Origin of the sequence: Acidovorax sp. 56 (assembly GCF_002749705.1) — a bacterium.
Taxonomy (GTDB): domain Bacteria; phylum Pseudomonadota; class Gammaproteobacteria; order Burkholderiales; family Burkholderiaceae_C; genus Acidovorax.
In genome coordinates, this window is the sequence record NZ_PEEV01000001.1 from 156786 (window position 1) to 179532 (window position 22747).

Annotated in this window: 23 protein-coding genes; 8 read left to right on the forward strand and 15 right to left on the reverse strand. The window is 65.0% G+C overall.

The window, feature by feature from the left end:
* Positions 1–72: 72 nt before the first annotated feature.
* Genes CLU88_RS00625 through CLU88_RS00640 form a run of 4 tightly spaced genes read right to left on the reverse strand, consistent with a single transcriptional unit; the run spans position 73 to position 3662 of the window.
* Complete coding sequence (locus CLU88_RS00625) at positions 73–531, reverse strand: chromate resistance protein ChrB domain-containing protein (protein ID WP_099654935.1); 459 nt, start codon at positions 529–531, stop codon at positions 73–75.
* Positions 528–1448 carry a Fe-Mn family superoxide dismutase gene (locus CLU88_RS00630; protein ID WP_099654936.1) on the reverse strand — a complete coding sequence of 307 codons (921 nt, stop codon included), beginning with the start codon at positions 1446–1448 and terminating at the stop codon, positions 528–530. The genes CLU88_RS00625 and CLU88_RS00630 overlap by 4 nt, the downstream gene beginning before the upstream one ends.
* Before the next feature lie 24 nt (positions 1449–1472).
* The gene (locus CLU88_RS00635; RefSeq protein ID WP_099654937.1) at positions 1473–2675 is read right to left on the reverse strand and encodes a chromate transporter; all 1203 of its coding nucleotides are present in this window, start codon (positions 2673–2675) and stop codon (positions 1473–1475) included.
* A 24-nt stretch (positions 2676–2699) separates the two neighbouring features.
* Positions 2700–3662 (reverse strand): chromate resistance protein ChrB domain-containing protein, encoded by a 963-nt coding sequence (locus CLU88_RS00640; RefSeq protein ID WP_099654938.1) that lies wholly within the window; start codon positions 3660–3662, stop codon positions 2700–2702.
* A 173-nt stretch (positions 3663–3835) separates the two neighbouring features.
* Here CLU88_RS00640 and CLU88_RS00645 point away from each other — a divergent pair, with 173 nt between their 5' ends.
* Genes CLU88_RS00645 through CLU88_RS00655 form a run of 3 tightly spaced genes read left to right on the forward strand, consistent with a single transcriptional unit; the run spans position 3836 to position 6341 of the window.
* Positions 3836–4174 carry a FeoA family protein gene (locus CLU88_RS00645; protein ID WP_099654939.1) on the forward strand — a complete coding sequence of 113 codons (339 nt, stop codon included), beginning with the start codon at positions 3836–3838 and terminating at the stop codon, positions 4172–4174.
* Entirely contained in the window at positions 4171–6108 is a 1938-nt protein-coding gene (locus CLU88_RS00650; protein WP_369827571.1) for a ferrous iron transporter B, read from the forward strand. The genes CLU88_RS00645 and CLU88_RS00650 overlap by 4 nt, the downstream gene beginning before the upstream one ends.
* Positions 6108–6341, forward strand: coding sequence for a hypothetical protein (locus tag CLU88_RS00655; RefSeq protein WP_099654940.1), 234 nt, complete (start codon positions 6108–6110; stop codon positions 6339–6341). Before CLU88_RS00650 ends, CLU88_RS00655 begins: the two co-directional genes overlap by 1 nt.
* 96 nt (positions 6342–6437) lie before the next feature.
* Here CLU88_RS00655 and CLU88_RS00660 read toward each other — a convergent pair whose 3' ends face one another.
* The 3 genes from CLU88_RS00660 to CLU88_RS00670 all read right to left on the reverse strand — a co-directional run bounded on the left by CLU88_RS00660 (position 6438) and on the right by CLU88_RS00670 (position 9444).
* The gene (locus CLU88_RS00660; protein WP_099654941.1) at positions 6438–7115 is read right to left on the reverse strand and encodes a hypothetical protein; all 678 of its coding nucleotides are present in this window, start codon (positions 7113–7115) and stop codon (positions 6438–6440) included.
* A gap of 173 nt (positions 7116–7288) precedes the next feature.
* Positions 7289–8209, reverse strand: coding sequence for an ornithine carbamoyltransferase (argF, locus tag CLU88_RS00665; protein WP_099654942.1), 921 nt, complete (start codon positions 8207–8209; stop codon positions 7289–7291).
* Positions 8210–8247: 38 nt separating this feature from the next.
* Positions 8248–9444: an aspartate aminotransferase family protein gene (locus CLU88_RS00670; protein ID WP_099654943.1), complete on the reverse strand. Its 1197-nt coding sequence runs from the start codon at positions 9442–9444 to the stop codon at positions 8248–8250.
* Between the two features lie 261 nt (positions 9445–9705).
* Here CLU88_RS00670 and CLU88_RS00675 point away from each other — a divergent pair, with 261 nt between their 5' ends.
* Positions 9706–10029: a DUF3579 domain-containing protein gene (locus tag CLU88_RS00675; RefSeq protein WP_099654944.1), complete on the forward strand. Its 324-nt coding sequence runs from the start codon at positions 9706–9708 to the stop codon at positions 10027–10029.
* Positions 10030–10298: 269 nt separating this feature from the next.
* Here CLU88_RS00675 and rpsT read toward each other — a convergent pair whose 3' ends face one another.
* Complete coding sequence (rpsT, locus tag CLU88_RS00680) at positions 10299–10598, reverse strand: 30S ribosomal protein S20 (RefSeq protein ID WP_044398144.1); 300 nt, start codon at positions 10596–10598, stop codon at positions 10299–10301.
* A 246-nt stretch (positions 10599–10844) separates the two neighbouring features.
* Here rpsT and murJ point away from each other — a divergent pair, with 246 nt between their 5' ends.
* Entirely contained in the window at positions 10845–12410 is a 1566-nt protein-coding gene (murJ, locus tag CLU88_RS00685; RefSeq protein ID WP_099654945.1) for a murein biosynthesis integral membrane protein MurJ, read from the forward strand.
* 111 nt (positions 12411–12521) lie between these two features.
* Complete coding sequence (locus CLU88_RS00690) at positions 12522–13373, forward strand: SirB1 family protein (protein WP_099654946.1); 852 nt, start codon at positions 12522–12524, stop codon at positions 13371–13373.
* A gap of 37 nt (positions 13374–13410) precedes the next feature.
* Here the strand turns inward: CLU88_RS00690 and CLU88_RS00695 are convergent, their stop codons facing one another.
* Together CLU88_RS00695 and CLU88_RS00700 are read right to left on the reverse strand one after the other, a co-directional pair.
* Complete coding sequence (locus CLU88_RS00695; protein WP_099654947.1) at positions 13411–14289, reverse strand: plasmid replication/partition related protein; 879 nt, start codon at positions 14287–14289, stop codon at positions 13411–13413.
* A gap of 78 nt (positions 14290–14367) precedes the next feature.
* Complete coding sequence (locus CLU88_RS00700; RefSeq protein WP_233205331.1) at positions 14368–15447, reverse strand: transporter; 1080 nt, start codon at positions 15445–15447, stop codon at positions 14368–14370.
* Between the two features lie 157 nt (positions 15448–15604).
* Here CLU88_RS00700 and ppk2 point away from each other — a divergent pair, with 157 nt between their 5' ends.
* The gene (gene ppk2 / locus CLU88_RS00705; protein WP_099658539.1) at positions 15605–16519 is read left to right on the forward strand and encodes a polyphosphate kinase 2; all 915 of its coding nucleotides are present in this window, start codon (positions 15605–15607) and stop codon (positions 16517–16519) included.
* A 135-nt stretch (positions 16520–16654) separates the two neighbouring features.
* Here ppk2 and CLU88_RS00710 read toward each other — a convergent pair whose 3' ends face one another.
* The 3 genes from CLU88_RS00710 to CLU88_RS00720 are packed head-to-tail and all read right to left on the reverse strand — an operon-like array spanning position 16655 to position 18901.
* Positions 16655–17650, reverse strand: a complete 996-nt coding sequence (locus tag CLU88_RS00710; RefSeq protein WP_099654948.1) for a GlxA family transcriptional regulator — start codon at positions 17648–17650, stop codon at positions 16655–16657.
* Between the two features lie 58 nt (positions 17651–17708).
* A complete protein-coding gene (locus CLU88_RS00715) occupies positions 17709–18320 on the reverse strand; it encodes a DJ-1/PfpI family protein (protein WP_099654949.1) in 612 nt (203 codons plus the stop codon).
* Positions 18317–18901, reverse strand: a complete 585-nt coding sequence (locus CLU88_RS00720) for a cysteine hydrolase family protein (protein ID WP_099654950.1) — start codon at positions 18899–18901, stop codon at positions 18317–18319. The genes CLU88_RS00715 and CLU88_RS00720 overlap by 4 nt, the downstream gene beginning before the upstream one ends.
* Positions 18902–19184: 283 nt before the next feature.
* Between CLU88_RS00720 and CLU88_RS00725 the strand changes: the two genes are divergently transcribed.
* Positions 19185–20285 (forward strand): PHB depolymerase family esterase, encoded by a 1101-nt coding sequence (locus CLU88_RS00725; protein ID WP_099658540.1) that lies wholly within the window; start codon positions 19185–19187, stop codon positions 20283–20285.
* 94 nt (positions 20286–20379) lie between these two features.
* On the opposite strand, the gene CLU88_RS00730 is transcribed toward CLU88_RS00725, so the two are convergent.
* Both CLU88_RS00730 and purM read right to left on the reverse strand, forming a co-directional pair.
* Positions 20380–21498, reverse strand: coding sequence for an AI-2E family transporter (locus CLU88_RS00730; RefSeq protein WP_099654951.1), 1119 nt, complete (start codon positions 21496–21498; stop codon positions 20380–20382).
* 14 nt (positions 21499–21512) lie between these two features.
* Positions 21513–22565 (reverse strand): phosphoribosylformylglycinamidine cyclo-ligase, encoded by a 1053-nt coding sequence (gene purM, locus CLU88_RS00735; protein WP_099654952.1) that lies wholly within the window; start codon positions 22563–22565, stop codon positions 21513–21515.
* Positions 22566–22747 lie beyond the last annotated feature (182 nt).

Here is a 22747-nt window from a genome sequence, read left to right on the forward strand (position 1 = left end):
GGCCCCTCCTTGGCGGCTGGCTAGGTGGCAGAGTTTGGCCCTCTCTGCCGTGTCAGGGCGGGCCACAGCGGGTCATGTCGCCATGCTTGGGGGCCAGTGGTGGGTCTCGGCCTGGCACGACTGGCACCACGCATACAGCGCGTCGTACATCACCATGCCGTGCCCCAGCATTTCGTGGTCATCGCGGAAGGTCTGGGACAGACCGAGCGACAGCGCGTACAGGCCCGCAGACTGTGGCGCCAAGTCCAGTCGGGAGGTGTCCGCACCCCGCACGATCACGGCCAGTTGCTGCAGTGCGGGCTCGGTGAGGCTGTATTTTTTGAGAAAGGCGTCGAAGCTGCAAAGGTCGCCGTCGTGGGTCATTTCCACGCCAGGCACGTCGTAGGGGATCGCACCTGTGTCTTGGGCCACCCGAAGCACGGAGGCCGCAGGCACGTAGAGAAACTCAGGTGCCTTGTCGATGAACCGGGCAATCAGCCAGGGGCAGGCGATGCGGTCGATTTTCGGGCGTTCGCGGGTGACCCATTTCATGTGGCACTTCCTGGTGTTTCCAGAGGCAGGCCAGCGGCTTGCCAGGCCTCGATGCCACCCACGAGGTAGCGTGCATCCAGGCCGCGTGCACGCAAAGTGAGGACCGTTGAGCGCCCGATGTCCTTGCCGCGTAGGCAGTACAGCAGAACCGGCTTCGATGCATCGAGCTCCTGGCTCCACTCATGCACGCGCGATGGATCACGCCACGATGCCCCGGCAATGACCTGCGGGCTTTGCAGATAGTCCTCTTGGCGCCTCACGTCGAGCGTGCCCGGCACACCAGCCAATGCACCGCCCGTGTCGATGCCAAACGCCAACGCATCCGCCTCGACAGCAGCGCCGTAGCGCTTGTAGACCTTGTCCCACTGAATGTTGGCCATGAACGCATCCACATAGGCGCCTGCCTTGGCGCCAAAGTCCAGGTGGTAGGCGTGCTCGTACATGTCCAGTGCCAGCACCGGCGTGGCACCCGCCAGAAGGTGCGTGTGGTCTGCTGCCCAGTGGTTGATGAGGCGGCTTTCGCGGGAAGACCAGGACAGCAAGGCCCATCCCGATCCACCGCCCATGGCCTTGGCCAGCCCCGTGAACTGGCTGCGCCAGGCGTCCACGGAGCCAAAGTCACGCGTGAGCGCAATGGAGAGGCCGCAGGACGGCAGCACACCATTGCCCCCCAGGTTGTCGAAGTACAGCTCGTGCAGGAACGCCGAGTTGGCCGCGATCAGTTCCTCGCGCTTGAGGCCGTTGACGGTGAAGGTGGCAGCTGTGCTCCAGTCCAGCACTGCGAGTTCGCTGCGGATGGCGTTCAGGCGCTTGACGGCGCCAGCGTAGTTGTTCTCGTAGTGGCTGGTGATCAGTCGATTCGACAGCCCGGTGAGTTGGTCGAGGTCCAGGGTGAGTGGACGAGTGGTGTAGTTCACGGAACGCTCCTTCAGGGGGCAGGGTCAGACTCGGGAAATCAGGGGGTAGACGATCAGGCCCACCAGCGCGGCGGCCAGCACCACGACAGGCTCGGGCAGCTTCTTGAACCGCCACAGCACAGCCGTGGTGGCAAGAAACAGCGCAGCGGTGGGCAGGTCCACGATGGACCGCTGGCCCAGTACCACCACCGCCCCCGCAATAGCACCCACGGCAGCGGCAGTCACGCCATCCACAAACGCCACCACACCAGGGTGCTTGCCATGTTTTTTGAAGTACGGCGCCGGGATTACCGTGAGCAGATAACAAGGCAAAAAAGTCGCTGCTGCCGCGACGACGGCGCCCCAAAAGCCGCTGGTCAAAAAGCCAATGAACCCCGTGGTGATGACGACCGGGCCTGGGGTGATCATGGCCACGGCCACGGCGTCCACGAACTGGCGATCGCTCAGCCATGCGTACTCTTTGACCACCCCGCCGTAGAGGAACGGCACGATGGCCAGACCGCTGCCAAAGACGAATGCCCCTGCATAAGTGAAGTACGCGGCAATCTGCCCGAGCTTTTGCCAGTCGAGGTGGTCCAGGCTGAGTGCCCCGGCCATGGGGGCCGCCCATGCCATGCTGTGCAGCCGCCCCCCAGCTCGCTTCAATGGGCCGCGCACGGCCCACACCAACAGCCCCGCGCCGAGAAAGACCCAGATCACTTCGGACTGGGTGGCAATGGTCACGCCCGCGCTGACCAGGTAGATGGCCCCGAGCAGCCTGTCCTTGCCCACGCTCTTGGTCGTGAGCTTGTAGGCACTCAAGGCAATGATGCCGATGACGGAGGCGCCCACGCCATAGAAGACTGCCTGCATCCAGGAGATGCCGCCGTAGGCTTTGTAGGCGGCCCCCAGTGCCACCACCATCGCAAAAGACGGCAGCACAAACGCCAGGCCGACCAGCGTGGCGCCCCACAGGCGGAAATGCACATAGCCGAGGTAGATGGCCAACTGCGCAGCCAAAGGGCCTGGCATGAGCTGGGCCAGGGCCATGCCTTCCTTGTAGTCGGCATCCGAAATCCAGCCGCGTTGCTCCACCAGATCGCGGTACATGTAGCCGACCAGTGCCACGGGGCCACCAAAGCCCAGTGTGCCCAGGCGCAGCATGTACAGCACCAGTTGCCACAGCGTGTAGACAGGAGCACTTGCAGTGCTGGTATCCGGCGCTGCCGTTACCTTGAGATCGTTCATGTTCATTCCTGAGGTGGTGAGGTGCTACGGTTTGCGGTGGGTAGAGAAATGCGCATGGAGCGAGTCCAGCACCCCGCCCACATCGGCCAACAGGGTGTCGTCGTCTGGCCAGCGCTTGCGTGCACCGGCCAGCACGGCTTCGAAGCCACCCGCTTCGGGCGTGGTTGCGCCCCCCACATCCAGGGCATGCACCATGGCACCCAGGCGCAGCAGGCCGCGATCACCGTCCAGGCCAAAGCTCGCCAGCAGTACCTCAAACGTCACCCGCTCACCCACATGCGAAAACGTGGCGCCGTCGAAGTCAAAGCCCAGTGCATCCGCAGGGCAGTCTGTGATGGCGTTCAGCCACACAAAGCGCGCGCTGGGGTCGATGAAGCGCTGAATGAGCCAGGCGCTGGCCACGCGATCGACCCAGAGATGGCGGCGCGTCGCCCAGAGCCGCCCCTGGTATTGCATGCGGTCACGCCGTGCGATACGGCCCGCTGTGGCCTGAGGCTCGCCGGGTGACTGCAAGGCCTCCACGGCGTTGGTGAAGTCGCGCCACTGGGCTTCGGCCCGGATGGAGGCTTCGCCCGGAAAGAAGTCGATCTTGCGGATCGCCTCATAGGCGCGCGCATGTCGGCGCTGCAAGCGCTGAAGCTCGGCGCCCACCAGCGTGGGCAAAAGCTGGCGGGCTTGCGTCAACTCGTCCAGCCAGGGGGTGTAGTCGGGCGTCCGATCAAACAACGTTTGGTAGGCGGCTTGCTCGGCCATGTGGGTTGCATGCACCTGCAGCAGCCAGGCCTGTCCCCCTTCTTGCAAAGCCTCGTCGGCCAGCGGTTGAAGCTGTGCAGCTTGCTCTGCCTGTGCGGGCAGCAAGTAGGCGCCGTCGCGCAATGCGGCGCAGCCCAGTGCCTTGACGGCACGCCAAATCCGCATGCGCACCGTAGCGCTTGCCGAGGGGAGGCTGACGACCAAGGCCAACCATGAGTGAGAAGGGCGATGCATGGCGCAAGCTTAGGTTTATGTCGCAAGCCTTGCAATGAAGTAGCGATGTCTACATTTTTGATGGACTTGTCCGGGTGGTCAGGCCAGCGAGGCCGCTCTGATTTGAATCAAGTGCCAGCGGAACTCATTTTGTAAAATGAGAACCAAACTCATTTGCGTAAAGATTGACCCCCATGAAAACAATGCACGAGGGTGCCGCCGCCGCCCTGCACCCCAGCACGCAGGCCGCCTCACCGACGGCGGCCTCGGCGTTCCCTTCTGCTGCTTTGGGCCTGGACGGGCTCAAAGTCCGCACCCCTGCGTTGGTGACGGGGCTGGTGCCTGCGCGCGATGGGCGTGAGCACAGCACCTTGCTGCGCTTGCTGGAGATCGGCTTTGTGCCCGGTGAGGCCGTGCAAGTGCTGGCCCGGGGGGCGTGGGGGGGCAATCCCCTTGCCGTGCGGGTGGGGCAGGCCACGTTTGCCCTGCGCCAGCAAGAGGCGGCCATGGTGCAAGTGCAGGTGTTGGCATGAGCGCGGCGGTGAACATGGGCGCAGGCGCCGCCACCCCGGCGGGTGAGTTGATGCGCGTGGCCCTGCTGGGCAATCCCAATTGCGGCAAGACGGCGTTGTTCAACCTGCTGACCGGTGCCCGCCAGAAGGTGGCCAACTACGCGGGGGTGACGGTGGAGCGCAAAGAAGGCGTGCTGCACACGACCAGTGGCCGCAAGGTGCGGGTGCTGGATTTGCCCGGTGCCTACAGCCTGCACGCGCACAGCCTGGACGAAGCCATCACCCGCGACATCGTGCGGGGCCGCCGCCCTGGCGAGGCCTTGCCCGACCTGCTGGTGTGCGTGACGGACGCCACCCATCTGCGGCTGAACCTGCGCCTGGTGCTGGAGGCGCGGGCCCTGGGCCTGCCCATGGTGCTGGTGCTGAACATGAGCGACATGGCCGAGCGCCAGGGCATTCAGATCGACCGCGAGGTGCTGTCGCGCGAGCTGGGCATGCCGGTGCTGGCCACTGTGGGCGTGCGCGGCGATGGCGCCAGCGAGTTGCTGGGCTGGCTCGATTCGCCCGCTGCGCAGGCGCTGAAGGCGCCGCAGGTGCCTGCCCAGGAGGCGGTGGCGCTGGATGCTTCTGCGCTGGATGCGCAGACCCAGGTCATCCGCACCCACCAGCAGGTGCACCGGCTGATGGAGCTGGCGGTGCGCGCTCCGGCCACCAGCCTGCGGGCCGATGACCGCATTGATGCCGTGGTGCTGCACCCTGTGTGGGGCATGCTGCTGCTGCTGACCACGCTGTTCTTGATGTTCCAGGCCGTGTTCACCTGGGCCACGGTGCCTACCGATTGGATCAAGGCAGGGGTCGAGTGGACTTCGGGTCTCATCCAGGAGCACATGGCCGATGGGCCGCTGCGCAGCCTGTTGGTGGACGGCGTGGTGGCCGGGGCCGGGGGCGTGCTGGTGTTCTTGCCGCAAATCCTGACGCTGTTCCTGTTCATCCTGGCGCTCGAAGACTCGGGCTACCTGCCGCGTGCCGCCTTCTTGCTGGACCGGGTGATGGGCACCGTGGGGCTGTCGGGCCGTTCGTTCATCCCGCTGTTGTCGAGCTTTGCCTGCGCTGTGCCGGGCGTGATGGCCACGCGCTCCATCACCCACTGGCGCGATCGGCTTGTCACCATCATGATCGCGCCACTCATGACCTGCTCGGCCCGGTTGCCGGTGTATGCACTGCTGATCGGTGCCTTCATCCCTGAGCGCACGGTGGCTGGCCTGTTCAACCTGCAGGGCGTGGTGTTGTTTGCGCTCTACGTGGGCGGTATCGCCAGCGCGATGGCGGTGGCCGGTGTGGCCAAGTTGGCGCGGTCTGACCAGCGGCCCCCTCAGCTGTTGATGGAGCTGCCTGCCTACCGCTGGCCCAGCGTGCGCAGCCTGCTGCATGGGTTGTACGAGCGGGCGATGATTTTCATCAAGCGTGTGGGCGGCATCATCCTGGCCGTCACGGTGCTGCTGTGGTTCCTGTCCACCTACCCGGCGCCACCCGAAGGCGCTACCGAAGCGGCCATCACCTACAGCTTTGCAGGCCAGCTGGGGCGCTTGCTGGAGGTGCTGGTGGCGCCCATCGGTTTCAACTGGCAGATCGCCATCGCCCTGGTGCCCGGCATGGCCGCACGCGAGGTGGCAGTGGGTGCGTTGGGCACGGTGTATGCGTTGTCGGTCACGGGTGAAGAGGTGGCCAGCCAGCTGGGCCCACTGATCGCGCAGAGCTGGTCTTTGGCCACGGCGCTGTCGTTGCTGGTGTGGTTTGTGTTTGCGCCGCAGTGCATCTCCACCATCGCCGCAGTGCGGCGCGAGACCAACAGCTGGCGCTACCCGCTGCTGATGGTGGTGTACCTCTTCAGCCTGGCCTATGCGGCCAGTTTTGTGACCTACCGAATCGCTTTGGCCCTGGGAGGTGGCGCGTGATGTGGCAACAATGGATCACCGGCTTGATCGTGGCGCTGGCCGCCGCCTACATGGTGTGGCGCTGGCTGCCCGCCGGGCTGCGCAAAAAGCTGGGCCGGGTGCACCCGGCCATGGCGCAAAGCGCTGGGTGTGGCAGTGGCGGCGGAGGTGGCTGCAGCAGTTGCGGGGGATGTTCGTCGTCTGCCGCGCCCAGTGTGACGGTACACCCTGCCGAGGGCCGCGAGCGGTTTTGATGGCCGCTGTGTATGGGGCGCAGCCATCTGCAGCCCTTGTGGCGGCGGTTGGGAGTCCGCGTTAAAGCGTGGCCTTTCCCAGCGTCAGCGTTGCAGCTACGCGTAAATTTGCCCTGCTTGCAACGCATCCAAAGCGTTGCGCATGTTGGCGCGTGCCTGTGCTTCGTAGCGGTAGAAAAACCACTCGTTGTGGTAGTTGCGCGGCCGGTCCAGAAAGCCCTGTAGCACCGCACTGCGTCCGGCCACGTAGAGTGGCCAGCGCACAAAGAAATATTCCTTGCGCACGTTGCGCTCAAACTGGCGGTACACCGCATCGCTTTGACCCAGCACGGCCAGGTCAATGTCCACCACCCAAGTGGCGTCGCCCTGCAGCACGCCCGGGTTGTGGCATGTGGCCATGATGTGTTCGTGCACGGTGCGTACCAGGCTGGGTGGCAACGGCTGGCCGCTGAGGAAGCGCGAGGCCCACTGCGCGCTGCGTGCCTCGTTGTGGGCGCTCCAGGGCCAATACACCGCGTCGTGAAACCACAGGGCCAGCGCTACGGCGTGGGGCTGCTCTAGCGCGCCGGGCAGTTCGTTTTGCACCGTCTGCCAGTGGTCCAGGCAGGCCTGCAGGTGCGATGCGTTGTGGTACGCCCGGGGCCAGCGCTGCCAGCTGCGTAGCAGGCGCTGGCCTTCTTTCATCCACGCGTTGGCAGGGCAGCCCAGAGCAGTGCCCAGGGCCTCCCATTGCACCAGCAGCGCGTCGGTGTCAGCGGTGCTGCGGTGGAACATCCCGCTTTGGCGTTACGCCATGCGGCCGAGCAAAAGGTACTCCATCAGCGCCTTTTGCACGTGCATCCGGTTTTGGCTTCGGCCCGCAGCCTGGGGCTGCTTCACGTCCGCGTTGCGGACATGAGCCTGCACCGAAACAGTCTGCTGGCGCTGTCGCACCACCGCGTTGCATGTCATGCCACGCGGCCGAGCAAAAGGTACTCCATGAGTGCTTTTTGCACGTGCATCCTGTTTTCTGCCTCATCCCACACCACCGATTGCGGGCCGTCGATCACGTCGGCTTCCACTTCTTCGCCCCGGTGCGCGGGCAGGCAGTGCATGAAGAGGGCGTCGGGCTGGGCGGCGGCCATCATTTCGGCGTCCACACACCAGTCGGCAAAGGCCTTTTTGCGGGCCTCGTTTTCAGCCTCGTAGCCCATGCTGGTCCACACATCGGTGGTGACCAGGTCAGCGCCCTTGCAGGCTTCGAGTGGGTCGCTATAGAACTGATAGCTGCTCGCGCTTACTCCGTGTGCGCCAGAGGCCAATTTTTCATCAATCTCATAGCCGCGAGGGGTGCTCACGTTGACCTTGAAGCCCAGCAGCGCAGCGGCCTGCAGCCAGGTGTTAGCCATGTTGTTGCCATCACCCACCCAGGCCACCGTCTTGCCCGCGATGGAGCCACGGTGTTCGATGTACGTGAAGATGTCGGCCAGGATCTGGCAGGGGTGGTATTCGTTGGTCAGCCCATTGATGACCGGCACGCGCGAGTGCGCGGCAAAGCGCTCTAGCTTGGTCTGCTCGTAAGTGCGGATCATCACCAGATCGGTCATGCGGCTGATGACCTTGGCGCTGTCTTCAATAGGCTCCGCGCGGCCCAGTTGGCTGTCGCCAGTGGTCAGGTGCACCACGCTGCCGCCCAGCTGGTACATGCCCGCCTCAAAGCTCACGCGGGTGCGGGTGCTGGCCTTTTCAAAAATCATGGCCAGCGTGCGGTCAACCAGCGGGTGGTGCTTCTCGTACGACTTGAACTTTTTCTTGATGATCGCAGCGCGCTCGAACAGGTAAGCGTATTCGTCAGCGGTGAGGTCGGTGAACTGCAGATAGTGTTTCATGGGCAAAAAAGGGCACGCCGTGGCGTGCCCTGCAAGGTTTATTCGGCCAGGATGGCTTTGACCAGAGGGGTGAGCTTGGCCACGATTTCGTCGGCCTCGGCCACGGTGAGGATCAGCGAGGGCACCAGGCGGATGACGCTGTCAGCCGTCACGCTGATCAGCAGGCCCGCTTCGGCCGCGCGGCCGGTGAGGGCGCCACAGGGCTTGTTCAGCTCAATGCCCAGCATCAGGCCCTGGCCGCGGATTTCCTTCACGCCGCTCAGGCTGCCAAGTTCGCGCTCCAGCGCTGCCTTCAGGTGGGCGCCCACGGTCGCTGCGTTTTGCAGCAGGCCGTCTTCTTCCATGATGCGGATGGTTTCGTTGCCCGCACGCATGGCCAGCTGGTTGCCGCCAAAGGTGGTGCCATGGTTGCCGGGCTGCAGCACGTTGGCGGCCTTGGGGCCCGCCACCACGGCGCCAATCGGCACGCCCGAGCCCAGGCCTTTGGCCAGGGGCATCACGTCAGGCACGATGCCCGCCCACTGGTGGGCAAACCACTTGCCGGTGCGGCCCATGCCGCACTGCACTTCGTCAATCATCATGAGCCAGCCGCGCTCGTCGCACAGGGCGCGCAGCTGCTGCAGGTATTCCACGCGGGTGGGGTTCACGCCGCCTTCGCCCTGAATGGTTTCAAAGAACACCGCGACCACATTGGGGTTGCCTTCGGTGGTCTTCTTGATGGCTTCGATGTCGTTGAGCGGCACGCGCACAAAACCTTCGACCAGCGGGCCAAAGCCGCTGTAGATCTTGGGGTTGCCGGTGGCCGACATGGTGGCGATCGAGCGGCCATGGAAGGCCTTTTCGTAGACCACGATCTCGGGCTTGGCAATGCCCTTGTCCACGCCGTACTTGCGCGCGATCTTGATGGCGGCCTCGTTGGCCTCCAGGCCCGAGTTGCAGAAGAACACGTTGGTCATGCCCGAGCGCTCCACCAGCTTGGCCGCCAGCGCCTCTTGCAGGGGCGAGTGGTAGTAGTTGGAGGTGTGGATGAGCTTGGTGATCTGGTCTTGCAGCGCAGGCACCAGCTTGGGGTGGTTGTGGCCCAGCGTGTTCACGGCAATGCCGCCCAGCGCGTCCAGGTACTCCTTGCCGTTCACGTCCCAGACTCGGCTGCCCTGACCGCGAGCCAGCGCAATCGGTACGCGGCCATAGGTGTTCATTACGTGGGGCGAGGCTGCCTCAATGAAAGCGGTCATGCAGAGATCTCCAGACGGTGCAAAAAAGGGTTGGGCTTGTGGCCAGCGATAGGTCGGTAAGAGACCAGATACGGGGTCTTCAACCCGAAAAACGAAGCACGATTCTAGGGGGAGAGCCATGGCTGGCTGTTGACAATTGCGCATCACTGCAATGCGTTACCCGACGACCCACTGGGAATACCGGGTTAGCTCTTATATAAGAGTTAGAATGCGGGGCCGTAGCAACACTGCGGTGAGCTGCCACTTACCCAAGCGACCCCGATGGTTTCCCCCTCCACAAAAGAAGTCTTCATCCAGGGCATTACCCATGACGGGAAAACCTTCAGGCCCAGCGACTGGGCCGAGCGGTTGGCTGGCGTCATGAGCCAGTTTCGCCCCGGAGGCTCGCGGCCGGGCAGCCACCTGAGCTATTCGCCCTGGTGCATCCCGACCACGCTCAACGGCGTTAAGTGCGTGGTGGTGCACCGCGACCTGCGCGACCATGAGCCCATGGCCTGGGACTTTGTGCTCAACTTTGCCAGGGACAACAACCTGCAGGTGGCTGAAGCGTGCTTGCTTCCCGATGCCCCCACCCCGAAGGCCTGACAGGCCTTTTTTTACGCCCCCGTTTTCTTGCGCCTTGGCTTGAATTGCTTTGCCCGTTGCTTGGGTGCGGCGGGTTTGCGCCCAGGCGTGGTCACGCTGCGCAAGCCGGGCGCTGTGAGACCGTGTGCTTGCGGCGTGGCGCTGGCTGGGTGTGCATTCAATTACAGGCACAAAAAAACCGCCCGAAGGCGGTTTTGATGTTTGCTGACAGCGCACCCGTTACAAACGGCGGGCAGCGGAGGCTACCCGTGCTGTTTGCCTGAAGTGGGTCAGGCGGCCAGTGCCAGGGCTTTCACCTTGGCTGCCAGGCGGCTCTTATCGCGAGCTGCCTTGTTCTTGTGGAAGATGCCCTTGTCGGCAACGGTATCGACCACGCTTTGTGCCTTGGCGAAAGCTTCAGCAGCCTTCACCTTGTCGCCAGCCAGAACAGCCTTTTCGACGTTCTTGACAGCGGTGCGGTATTTGGAACGCAGCGATGTGTTGGCTGCGTTGATCTTGACGTCCTGACGGACGCGCTTGCGGCCCGACGCCAGGCGTGGGTTCTTTTTCTTTGGTTTAGCGGATGCCATGATTTAAGTTCCTTGAGTCTGAGGATGATGCCAGCAAAGCCGATGATTATAGCCCACCCGAGCCACAGTGGGCCAGCCCCGGTTGTGCCGCTTGGCTGCAGGGGGGGCAAAGACCCCGCCTTGGGCTTTCACCATTGCCTCATCCGGTGGGGCGCCAGATAGGCGTTGGCCTGGTGGACGTAAGCGAGCGCAACAAGGGCGCCAGCTGCGTGGCCAGGGCTGCGCGCAGCGAATACACTCCCGGCGGTGTCACTTTTCAAAGCCGCCTCCACCGTATCCCTGCTGACCCTGGCCTCCCGCGTGACGGGCCTGGCGCGCGACCTGCTCATGGCGTCCCTGTTTGGCGCCAGCGCCCTCACGGACGCCTTCAACGTCGCCTTCCGCATTCCCAACCTGTTTCGCCGCTTGTTTGCCGAGGGCGCGTTTGCGCAGGCCTTTGTGCCCGTGCTGGCCACCACCAAGGCCAAAGAGGGCGAAGAAGCTACCCGCCGGCTGATGGCTGCCGTGGCCACCGTGCTGGCCTGGGTGCTGCTGCTGACCTGTGTGGTGGGTGTGCTGGGCGCGCCCGTGCTGGTGTGGGCGCTGGCCAGTGGTATGCGCCAAAGCCCTGAGGCCTTTGATGCCGCCGTGTTGATGACGCGCTGGATGTTCCCCTACATCGGCTTCATGTCCATGGTGGCGCTGGCTGCCGGTATCCTCAACACCTGGAAGCACTTTGCGGTGCCCGCCGCTTCGCCGGTGCTGCTCAACGTCTGCATGATTGCCGCCGCCTGGTTGGGGGCGCCGCAGTTGGAGGCGCGTGGCATTGAACCCATCTTTGCCATGGCCGGTGGGGTGATGCTGGGTGGCATTCTGCAACTGGGGGTGCAGATCCCGGTGCTGCTGCGCATGGGGCTCATGCCGCGCATTGGCGTGACGTGGGGCGCCATTCGGGCGGCCTGGGCCGAGCCGGGCGTGCGTCGCGTGCTGGCGCTGATGGCGCCCATCTTGCTGGGCGTGGGCGTGGCGCAGGTGTCATTGATGATCAACACCCAGATCGCCTCGTACCTGACTCCGGGCAGCGTCACCTGGCTGTTTTATGCCGACCGGTTAATGGAGTTCCCGACGGCGCTGCTGGGTGTGGCGCTGGGGGTGGTGCTGACACCGCAGCTCACGGCGGCCAAAGCGGCAGGCGATGCTGCCAAATACTCGGCCATGATGGACTGGGGGCTGCGCATTGTGGTGCTGCTGGCTGTGCCCTGCGCGGTGGCGTTGCTCACATTCTCCAAGCCACTGGTGGCCACCTTGTTCCATTACGGCAAGTTGGCCGATGGCGATGTGGGGCAGATTGCCGTGGCACTGGCGGGGTATGGCGCGGGCCTGCTGGGGCTGGTGGCCATCAAGGTGCTGGCGCCGGGCTACTACGCCAGCCAGGATGTGCGCACGCCGGTCAAGATCGCCATCGCGGTGCTGGTCATTACCCAAATTCTGAACGCCGTGCTGGTGCCGCTCATCGACCATGCCGGGCTGGCGCTGTCGATTGGCCTGGGCGCCTTGGTCAACGCCTTGTGGCTGTTGATCGGCTTGATCCGCAAGGGCAGCTACCAGCCGCAACCGGGCTGGGCGCGCTTTGCCTTGCAGGTGGTGGCCGCCAGCGCCTTGCTGGCCATTTTGCTGGCCTGGGGCTCGCACTATTTCGACTGGGTGGCCTTGCGTGCCCACAGTGCCCAGCGGGTGCTGTTGCTGGCGGGATTAATGGCGGCCGCGGCGGCTTTGTACTTTGGCGCGCTGTGGGCTGCAGGCCTCAAGCTGCGGCAAATGCTGCGGCGCTGATGGTCCCTGGCCGGTGGGGCTGCGAGGGCCAGGCCAGGACCGCCGAAATGCCGGGTGAATCCATGGGTTTTGCGCCTTGACGCTGCGGCCCGCTCGTTCTCAAAATCTGCCATGTCCCTGAGCTACACCGTCCCCTCGTCATTGGAATATTTCGCGTGCCTGGTGCAAAGCGATGAGCACTTCCCCCTGCTCGAAGCGGCCGCCAGCATTGCCCAGGATGAATACCCCGAGCTGGACGTGCAGCAACTGCTGGGCGATGTGGACCAGATGCAGGCCCGCATTGGCAGGCGCCTGGCGGTCGATGCACCCGCGCTGCAGCGGCTGCACATGCTCAACCAGTTCTTTTTTTCGGACCTGGGCTTTGCGGGCAACGTCAACAACTACTACGACCCCGAAAACAGCTACCTGAATGCGGTGCTGCGCACGCGTCGGGGCATTCCGATCAGCCTGGCGGTGCTGTGGATGGAGCTGGCACAAGGGTTGGGACTGCATGTGCGCGGGGTGGGGTTTCCGGGGCACTTCATGGTGAAGGTGCTGCTGCCCAAGGGGCAGGTGGTGATGGACCCCACCAACGGCCAATCGCTCAGCCGCGAAGACCTGTCAGAGCGGCTGGAGCCCTACAAGCGCCAAAGTGGGCTGGTGGACGACTACGACGTGCCGCTGGGCCTGTATTTGCAGGCCGCCACACCGCGCGACATCATTGCCCGCATGCTGCGCAACTTGAAGGAAGTGCACCGCGCCCAGCAAGACTGGCAGCGCCTGACGGCAGTGCTGGACCGCTTGATCGTGCTGTCCCCCCAGACCTGGGGTGAGCGGCGCGACCGGGGCCTGGCCCACGCCGAGCTGGGCCACGCCAAAGAAGCCGTGGTGGACCTGGAGGCCTACCTGGCCCACGCTGAAGACGGGCTGGATGTGGACATGGTGGCAGACCGGCTCAGCGCGCTGCGGCGCTCGCTGAGCTAAGCCCTCTGACCCCGGCGTCAAAAAACCGGGTGCTGCCTTAAAACGGTTGCCCGTCGCCCCCTGTGGATGGCGCATCAGACCCACGCAGTTGGGCCAGTTGCTGGCGCAGTGCTTCGTTCTCTGCGGTCAGCTCGGCCACGCGGGCGCGCAGGGTTTGCAGTTCATCTGCGGCGGGGGCATCACTGGGGGCTGCGGCCTCATCGGCGGCCTTTACAGGCGTCTCTTCGCGGGTCTTGCGCTTGGCTTCGCGCACGCGCTTGGCGGCTTGCTTCAGTTCGTCCTTGCCTGCCACGGCGGCTGCCACTTGTTCTTCGGCGGGCAGCGTGGCCACAGCGGCAGCGGCATTGAGCGAGATGGTGCCGGACTTGACGGCGGCCACCAGCTCGGGCGCTGCCTGCTTCTGGATTTTCTCGATCATCACCACCTGGCTGCTGCTCAGGCGTGCAGCGCGGGCGATGGCTTCGCGGCTGCTCAGGTCTTCGGCAGGGGCTACGCTGGTGGTGGCGGTGGCTGCATCAGTAGACGGATCCGCCTCGGCTTGGGATTCTTCAGCCGGGGCGCTGGCCACAAAGGCGGCCGCAGCGCGCGCACGGCGGTCGGCCACGATTTCGCGCTTGCGCAGTGCCAGCACACCGCGCTGAAAGTCCGACACGCTGCGGCGGCCCAGGTGCTGGTCAATCATCCACAGGTGCACGTCTTCCATCGACTGGAAGTGGGTGTTTTGCACCGTCTGAAAAGGCAGGCTGTGCTTTTGGCAAATGCCGTAGCGGTTGTGTCCGTCCACCAGCACATCGCCCCACAGCACCAGGGCGTCCCGGCAGCCCTCGGCCAAGATGCTGCGCTCCAGCGCATCGTGCTCGTCAGGGGTCAGGGGGTCGATATAGGCTTTGAGTTCTTCGTTGACAACGATGTTCATGGTGTGAGGGCGCGGGGCCGGGTCTACAGGGCAGGGGCGGCATTGTAGTTGCACGCTGCTGCCGTGCTTGGCAGCGCCTCAGTTGTCCCGCGTGCCCCTGAGTGCCAGCCAGCCCGCCACGGCGGTAAAGACCACCAGAATGCACACGATCACCCAAAAGCCGTGCTCGCTGCCCGCCAGGGGAATGCCCCCCACGTTCATGCCCAGCAGCCCGGTGAGGATGTTGATGGGCAGCGCCAGCACTGTGACCACCGTCAGCACAAACAGGCTGCGGCTGTTGGCCTCTTGCACGCTGGCGGCCAGCTCCTCCTGCAGCAGCTTGATGCGCTCTTGCAGCCCCTGCATGTCGCGCAGCACGACCGAGAACTCTTCGGTCGAGTCGCGCAGCTCCTGCACATCTTCAGCCCCCATCCAGTGCGGCGGGTGTGCCAGCAGCCGGAACAGGGCTGCGGGCTCGGGCGCCAGCAGGCGCTGCAGCCGCACCAGCAGCCTGCGCAGCACGCCCAGGCGGGCGCGTTTGTGGTTGAGCCGGCCTGCCAGCAACTCGTCTTCAATGCCGTCGATGCGCTGCGTCACGCCGCGCACGATGTCCACCAGCCCTGCCGCCTGGGTGCGCATCAGCTGCTCCAGCAGCGCCACGCTCGAGCGCGGGGTGTGCCCCTGGCGCACCGCCGTGCGCAGAGCATCCACCGATCGCAGCGGGTGCGCCCGCGCGGTGATGACCAGGTGGGGCAGCACGCAGATCCACAGCGTGGCAATGTCGGACGGCTCGAACGCGAAGTCAAAGTGCGCATCGTTGAGCACGCCCATCAAGGCGTCGTCATCGCGCTCGATGCGGGTGGAGTACGAGCCGTCTTTGAGGGCTTCAAAAAAAGCGTCAGGCAGGTCGGCGTGGCGCTGCATCCAGCGCACGGCTTGCGCGTGGGCCAGGTTGAAATGCAGCCACACAAAGGCGGCAGGCTGGGCGGGGTCCTGCGGCGCCGCGGTGTCTGGTGCTGCGCCTTGCAGTCGATGGGCGTCCAGCCACTGCACGGCCTCGGTGCTGTCCAGGGGGCGGGCGTGGTGGCCGCCGTCTTGCATCAGATAGCCACAGATCAGGCCTGCGGTATCGCCTCCGTAGCCGCCATGGGGTGCCGTGCTGGCAAGGGGTGCAGTCATGAAGAGGGGAGGGCGAAAACAAAGAACGGAGGTGCTGAGGACAGCCTGTGATGTTGCGGCGGTTGTGTGACTTTTTCATGACTTTTCCGTGGCTGTCATCACTTTGTCACCGGGGCTGGGCAGCATCGGCGCCATCTTTTTTGCACTTCTGACCACTATGCTCCAGAACGCCCCGTTCGACGCCCAGGACCTGATGCAGCGCATCGCCAATGATCTGATCGACAGCTACGACGAAGAGTTGGAGCTGGAGATCGAGGACCGCAACGTGGACGAAGAGGGCGACCTGGTGGCCACGGACAAGCTGGAGCGCCAGCGTTACTTCAAAGAGCTGTTTCGCCTGCAGGGTGAGCTGGTCAAGCTGCAAGACTGGGTGCAGCACAGTCGCCAGAAGGTGGTGATCTTGTTTGAAGGCCGCGACGCGGCGGGCAAGGGCGGCGTCATCAAGCGCATCACCCAGCGGCTGAACCCGCGCGTGGCCCGCGTGGCCGCACTGCCTGCGCCCAATGACCGTGAGCGCACGCAGTGGTACTTTCAGCGCTATGTGGCGCACCTGCCGGCGGCCGGTGAGATGGTGCTGTTTGACCGCAGCTGGTACAACCGCGCGGGCGTTGAGCGGGTGATGGGCTTTTGCTCTGACGACGAGTACGAAGAGTTTTTCCGCACCGTGCCTGACTTTGAAAGAATGCTCGTGCGCTCGGGCATCACGCTGGTCAAATACTGGTTCTCCATCACCGATGAGGAGCAGCACCTGCGCTTTCTGGGGCGCATCCATGACCCGCTCAAGCAGTGGAAGCTCAGCCCCATGGACCTGGAAAGCCGTGTGCGCTGGGAGGCCTACACCAAGGCCAAAGAAACGATGCTGGAGCGCACCCACATCCCCGAAGCGCCCTGGTGGGTGGTGCAGGCGGTCGACAAGAAAAAGGCCCGCCTCAACTGCATTGCCCACCTGCTGGGCCAGTTGCCTTACCAGGAGGTGCCCCACGCCCCCGTGGTGCTGCCAGACCGGGTGCGCAACCCTGAATACCTGCGCCAGCCGGTGCCTGCCTCCATGTACGTGCCCGAGGCGTACTGACGAGAAGGTGTGGGCGAAGTTGTGAGCCAGTCTGCAGGGTGTTTTTGCTCCTTTTTTGGTAGCTTCTGGCGCTTATTTATCGGGCGCTAGGGGCTGAAATGGCACCTATCCCACCTGGCTGGGCAAAGGTCCGCATCAGTGCCCGTGCACACTGCCGCCGGACTGCGATGGCGTGCCGCTGCGGCCAAACTGGTGCCAGGCCCGCCGCAACTGCGTGTCTGAGCTGAACCCTGCCAACTCTGCGGCCTGGGTGACGTTGCGACCCGACTGTAGGGCTGCCTCGGCGGTGGCCAGGCGGATGCGGCGCAGGTACTGCAGCGGCGCAATGCCTGCGTGCTCCAGAAACAAACGGGTCAGGTGCCTGGGCGAGGTGTGGGCCACCTCGGCCATGGCGGGCACATTCCACGGCGACTGGGGCTGCTGCCCGATGGCATCCTGCACGCGGTGCAGGGCGGGGTGCAAGTGGTTGCGGTGGTGCAGAAAGGGCGAGAACTCCGGGTCGTTGGGCCCACGGCGCAGGGCCACCACCATGGCCTGCGCCACCTGGGCGGCCAGCGCGGGGCTGCAGGTTTCGCTGATGCGGTGCAGCAGCAGGTCGATGCCCGTGGTCACCCCGGCGCTGCTGTGCACCGGGCCATCGGCCACAAACACGCGGTTGGCGGCCACGTCGCAGCGCGGGTCCACTTGCGCCAGCTCGCCCAGGTGCAGGTGGTGTGTGGTGGCACGGCGGCCGCTGAGCAAGCCCGCGTGCGCCGCCAGCACGGCACCAGCGCACACGGTCACCAGCTCCAGCTGCCCCGCCGCCAGCCGCAGGCCGCGCAGCCAGTGCAGCAAGGCGCGTGCCTCGGGGTTGTCCACGTCAATGCGCTGCCCCGCCAAGCCCACCAGCACCACCCAGGCGGGTTGCGCCAGGGGGGTGGGCAGCGGCGCCAAGCCGGTCAGCATGGCCCCCACCGAGGTCACAGACTGCGGCGTGGGGCTGATGAAGTGCTGCACAAACCGCGCAGGCTGCCCTTGTGCCACCAGCGCCTGGTTGGCAATGCGCAGTGCCTCGGCAGGGCCCGCCCAGTCGAGCACCAGGCTGCCTGGCAACAGGGCAAAGTAGACATGGATGGGGTGTGTTTCTGGCATCGCTTATTTTGGCCCACCCGCCATGCAGCTGGCGCCGCCTGGCGGTGGGCGGCGTGGTTTAAGGCGTAGGGTTCCAGGGCGTGTCCATTTGACGGGCTGTGCGCTCGGCCAGGGCGGGGCTCAGCAAGCGGCTGACCAGGTGCAGGCTCATGTCGATGCCTGCGCTGATGCCCGCCGAGGTGACCAGCCGCCCCTGATCGACCCAGCGCACATGCTCTTGCACGGTGAGTTGTGGAAACTGCGCGCGCAGATCGCCAATGTCTTCCCAGTGGGTGGTGACGGGCCCCTCACGCAGCACACCGGCCGCCGCCAGAATGAACGCCCCGGTGCACACCGACGCGGTGATGCTGGCGCTCTGGGCGGCCTGTGCCACCCACTGGCGCGTGGCGGGGCATGCGGCGGCGGTGTCGACCACGCCGCCCGGCACGACCAGCACATCAGGCGCTGCCGCGCTGGCAAAGTCGGCATCTGGCAACACCCGCAGCCCAGCGCGGGCGCGTATGGCATCCAGGGTACGGGCCACGCATTGCACGCTGAAGGCCGGGGCTGCACCGGGCTGCGCGCGTTGGTGCATGCGGGTGGCCGTGGTGAAGACTTCATAGGGGCCGCCCAGGTCCAGGGCTTCCACATCGTCAAACACCAAGATGGCGATGTTCAGGGGGTGGCTCATGCGTGCACCCCGGTCAAGGCGGCAGACTGGGCCCGTGCAAGTGCCTCATCCACCGTGCACAGCGTGGCAAAGCGGCCTTGCAGCACGGTCGCGGTGCGGGTTTTGATGTCGGCGGCCGCCAGCGTCTGGCCGTCGAGCTGCACCATGTCCCAGGTGTGGGTGGCGTCCAGCACATAGTCCACGTTCCAGCCCAGGTCAGAGGCGTGGCGGGTGGTGGTTTCGCAGCATTGCTCGGTGCGGATGCCGCTGATGATGAGGTTCTGAATCCCATGGCGTGTCAGCCACACATCCAGGCCCGTACCCACCAGCGCGCTATGGCGCGACTTGGTGAAGGTGGCTGCAGCATCAAAGTCCGCAAGGCCCTTCAGGGGGCTCACGTGGCCGGAAGTCTGCGAGAAGGGATTGGCGGCCGTCTCTGGCCCTTCGGAGTGAAACACCCGCACCACGGGAATGCCCTGGGCGATGCAGCCCTCGATCAAGGCATTTTGTGCAGCCAGGTAGGCGGGCAGGCCTGTTTCTGTGAAAAACGGGCGGTGCCGAAACGATTCCTGGACATCAATCACTATCAGACAAGTTTTCATGGAACAGCCTTTTGCAAGTGGGTGGATATGCGCTTATTTTGAAAGCGCTACAGCCCGCCGTCAGTTCAAGGTTGGACGAGTTTCGATCAAATCAGGACATACATAGAAAAATCTGTGTGTAGTCTTTTTGGGGCTTTTGTGGGACATGAGCGGGCTATGTAGGAGCCGCGCACCGGGCCCGTGCCTTGCTGGCGTGGTTTGCAACCTGCCGTAAATCAAGGCTTGGGCCAATACCTGCTATGGTGATCAGGGTTTTCCCTTGTTTTCTGGAGCCATTGCCCCCATGCCTCACAAAAGCAGTCTGTTTTCGTTGGCGGCGCTCACCCGCGCTTACCGACGCAACCTGGCGGCGTTGGTGCGCGTGGCCAAGCCTGTGAAGGGCAAGAAACACGCGCCTGCGCAGGGTGGCGCTGTGGCCCGCAAAGCGGCGCGGGCGGCGCCCAGGCGCAGCACCCCGCTGGCAGGTGCGTCTTCCGAGTGGTTGGCGGGGATTGCCCCCGGCCCGGCAGGGGCGCGGCGCTTCCATCTTTTTGTGCCTGCGGGGTTGGCGCCAGCCCCGGGGGAGTCGTTTCCGTTGCTGGTCATGTTGCATGGCTGCGGGCAAACGGGGCGCGACCTGGCTGCCAGCTCGCGCATGAACCGCCTGGCGGCGCGCAAGCGTTTTTTGGTGCTGTACCCCGAGCAAGAGCGTGTGGCCAATGCCCATGGTTGCTGGAACTGGTACGACCGCCGCAGTGGCAAGGCCGATGCCGAGGCCGCCACCTTGCTGGCCGCTGTAGACCAGGTTGCGCGCCGCCATCCGGTGGATCTGGAGCGTGTGGCTGTGGCGGGCTTGTCTGCTGGCGGCAGCATGGCTGCGCTGCTGGCGGCGCGCTACCCATCGCGCTTTTGCGCGGTGGTCATGCACTCCGGGGTGGCCCCAGGCACGGCTGAATCCGCCGCCACCGCCGTGGCCGCCATGCGTGGCAGCCGCGATGCACATTTGCCGATCGCACAGGCTCCGCTGCCTGCGGGCGGCTTGGGGGGCGTTGGCGATGGGGTTGCGGCAGATCGCCAGTCCCTGCCGCCGCTGCTCATCCTGCATGGCGATGCCGATGGCGTTGTCTCGGTGCGCAATGCCGCCGCCACGGCGGTGCTGTGGGCCAGTGCTGCGGGCGCACGGGCGACGGCATCGCGCACCCTGCGCCGGGGCCAGCGCTACCCCATGCAGGCCATGGAGTTCAAGGCCCACGGTCAGGTGGTGGTGTCGGTGCGGGAGATCACCGGGCTGGGCCACGCCTGGAGCGGCGGGGCCCCAGGCTTGCCCCACAGCGACCCGGCGGGGCCTGACGCGTCAGCACTGGCCTGGGCTTTTGTCGCAAGGCAGTTTGGGCGCCTGGCTTAGAGCAGGGTCTTGGGAATTTGGGGCTAAATATGCCTCTGGTGCTCGTTGAATAAGCGCAAGGCGCTATCAATTTTGAATGGAGTGGGCGGGCGAATCAAACCAGCCGTGCAGCGACCAGCTCTTTTTTGAGGTAGGCGTAAAACAAGGGCGCCGCCACCAGCCCGGCCGGGCCAAAAATGGCCTCGGCCACAAACATCACACTCAGCAACTCCCACACGCCCATCTGGGTGCGCTGGCCCACCACCTTGGCGTTGATGACGTATTCGGCCTTGTGGATCAGGATCAGAAAGCCCAGGCAGGCGGCGGCTGCCATGGGGGACACCGACAGGCCTACGATGGTCATCACCACGTTGCACAGCAAGTTGCCCACGATGGGCACCAGCCCCGCGATAAACGTGAGGGTGATGAGCACCGGGGTGTAGGGCAGGGCCATGCCCCAGAAAGGCAGCACAAACAGCAGGAAGAGCGCGGTCAGCAGCGTGTTGAACGCCGCAATCCAGAACTGGGCGGCCACGATTTGCCGGAACGCCTCGCCAAACAGCGTGATGCGCTGGGCGAGCTGCTGGGCGAGTGGCCCCAGGGAGGCTTTGGAGGTGCGCACCGCCGCCAGGGAGCCGATGAGCAGGCCCACATAGGCAAACAGCACGCTGCCCAGCCACGCGCGCCCGGCCATGGCCAGTGCGCCCGCCTTGGCGCCCAGGTAGCTGGCGATGATGCGCTGGATTTCTGCCGCGCCTTCGGGCAGGTGGGCGGCCATATCGGCGGGTAGCTTCAGGCGCAGTTCCAGCACTGTGCGGGCCATGTAGGTGAGCAGCTCGCGGTATTGCTGCGGTGCATCGACCAGGTACCCGCGCGAGTGGGTGAGCCCGGCCGCCAGCAATGCCAGGGGCATGAGCATGACCACGGCGGCGGCCACCACCTGGGCGGCGCGGGGCGTGCCGCGCTGCGCCGCATTGGCGCCTTGCAGGCGGTGCAACCCGGCCGTGAGCCAGCCCGTGAGGGCGCGGGTGAGCAAGAAGCCCAGGCACACGCACAGCAGCCCGGGCAGCAGCCCGCGCCACATCACCAGCAGCAAGGCAGAGGCCATCAGCAGGTAGCTGGCCAACACAATGCCCGAGCGCGCAGCCCACAGGGGCTGCGACGGTGCGGTGTAGCTGGTGAGCGCTGCCGAGGGCGACTCAGGCGGGAGGGCTGGGGGCTGGTGCTGCGCCATGCGCGTGCTGCAGATCAGCCAACGACCACGGCGGCACCTTCGCCGCGCGGCGCAATGGCGCCGATGGTGTAGACCTGCTCGCCTGCAGCGCGCAGCGTGGCGGCTGTGGCCTCAGCGTTGGCGGCATCAACCACCACCACCATGCCAATGCCGTTGTTGAAGGTGCGGTTCATCTCGATGTCGTCGATGCCTGCGGTCTTTTGCAGCCAGGCAAACAGCTCGGTCTGGGGCCAGCTGCCCTTGGTCAGGTGGGCTGCAGTGCCTTCGGGCAGCACGCGGGGAATGTTCTCCAGCAGGCCGCCGCCGGTGATGTGGGCCAGGGCCTTGATGGGGTGCTGGGCCAGCGCGGCCAGCACGTTCTTCACGTACAGGCGGGTGGGCTCCATGATGGCTTGCTTGAAGGGCTTGCCGTCCAGCGTGGCGGGCACGGTGCCAGCGGCTTCGGCGCGGTCAATGCACTTGCGCACCAGGCTGAAGCCGTTGGAATGCACGCCGTGGCTGGCCAGCCCCAGCACGACGTCGCCGGGCTGCACGGTTTGGCCGGTCAGGATTTTGGATTTTTCGACCGCGCCCACGGCAAAACCGGCCAGGTCGTATTCGCCAGCGGGGTACATGCCGGGCATTTCGGCGGTTTCGCCGCCAATCAGTGCGCAGCCAGACAACTCGCAGCCCTTGGCAATGCCGCCCACCACGGCAGCGGCCGTGTCCACATCGAGCTTGCCGCAGGCAAAGTAGTCGAGGAAGAACAGGGGCTCGGCGCCTTGCACCAGCACGTCGTTCACGCTCATGGCCACCAGGTCGATGCCCACGGTGTCGTGCATGTTCCATTCAAACGCCAGCTTGAGCTTGGTGCCCACGCCGTCGGTGCCGCTGACCAGCACGGGTTCCTTGTAGCGCTTGGGCACTTCAAACAGGGCGCCAAAGCCGCCAATGCCTGCCAGCACGCCTTCGCGCATGGTTTTTTTGGCCAGGGGCTTGATGCGCTCGACAAGGGCGTCACCGGCGTCGATGTCAACGCCAGCGTCTTTGTAGGACAGGGGGGTAGGGGTAGCGGCAGAGTTGCTCATGGCAGGGTAAGCACGGACCAGCGTGCGCAGCAGACTAAAATTTGCCCAGATTTTACGGGCTGCGCGCTGACCACCCCGCCGCAACCCTTCCATACTGTCCTGTTTTCTCTCTGTTCTCTCTGGAGCCCATGCAGTTCTACGCTTTTTCTTCTCGCTCCAGCATGTCGCCCAGCAGGCTGCTG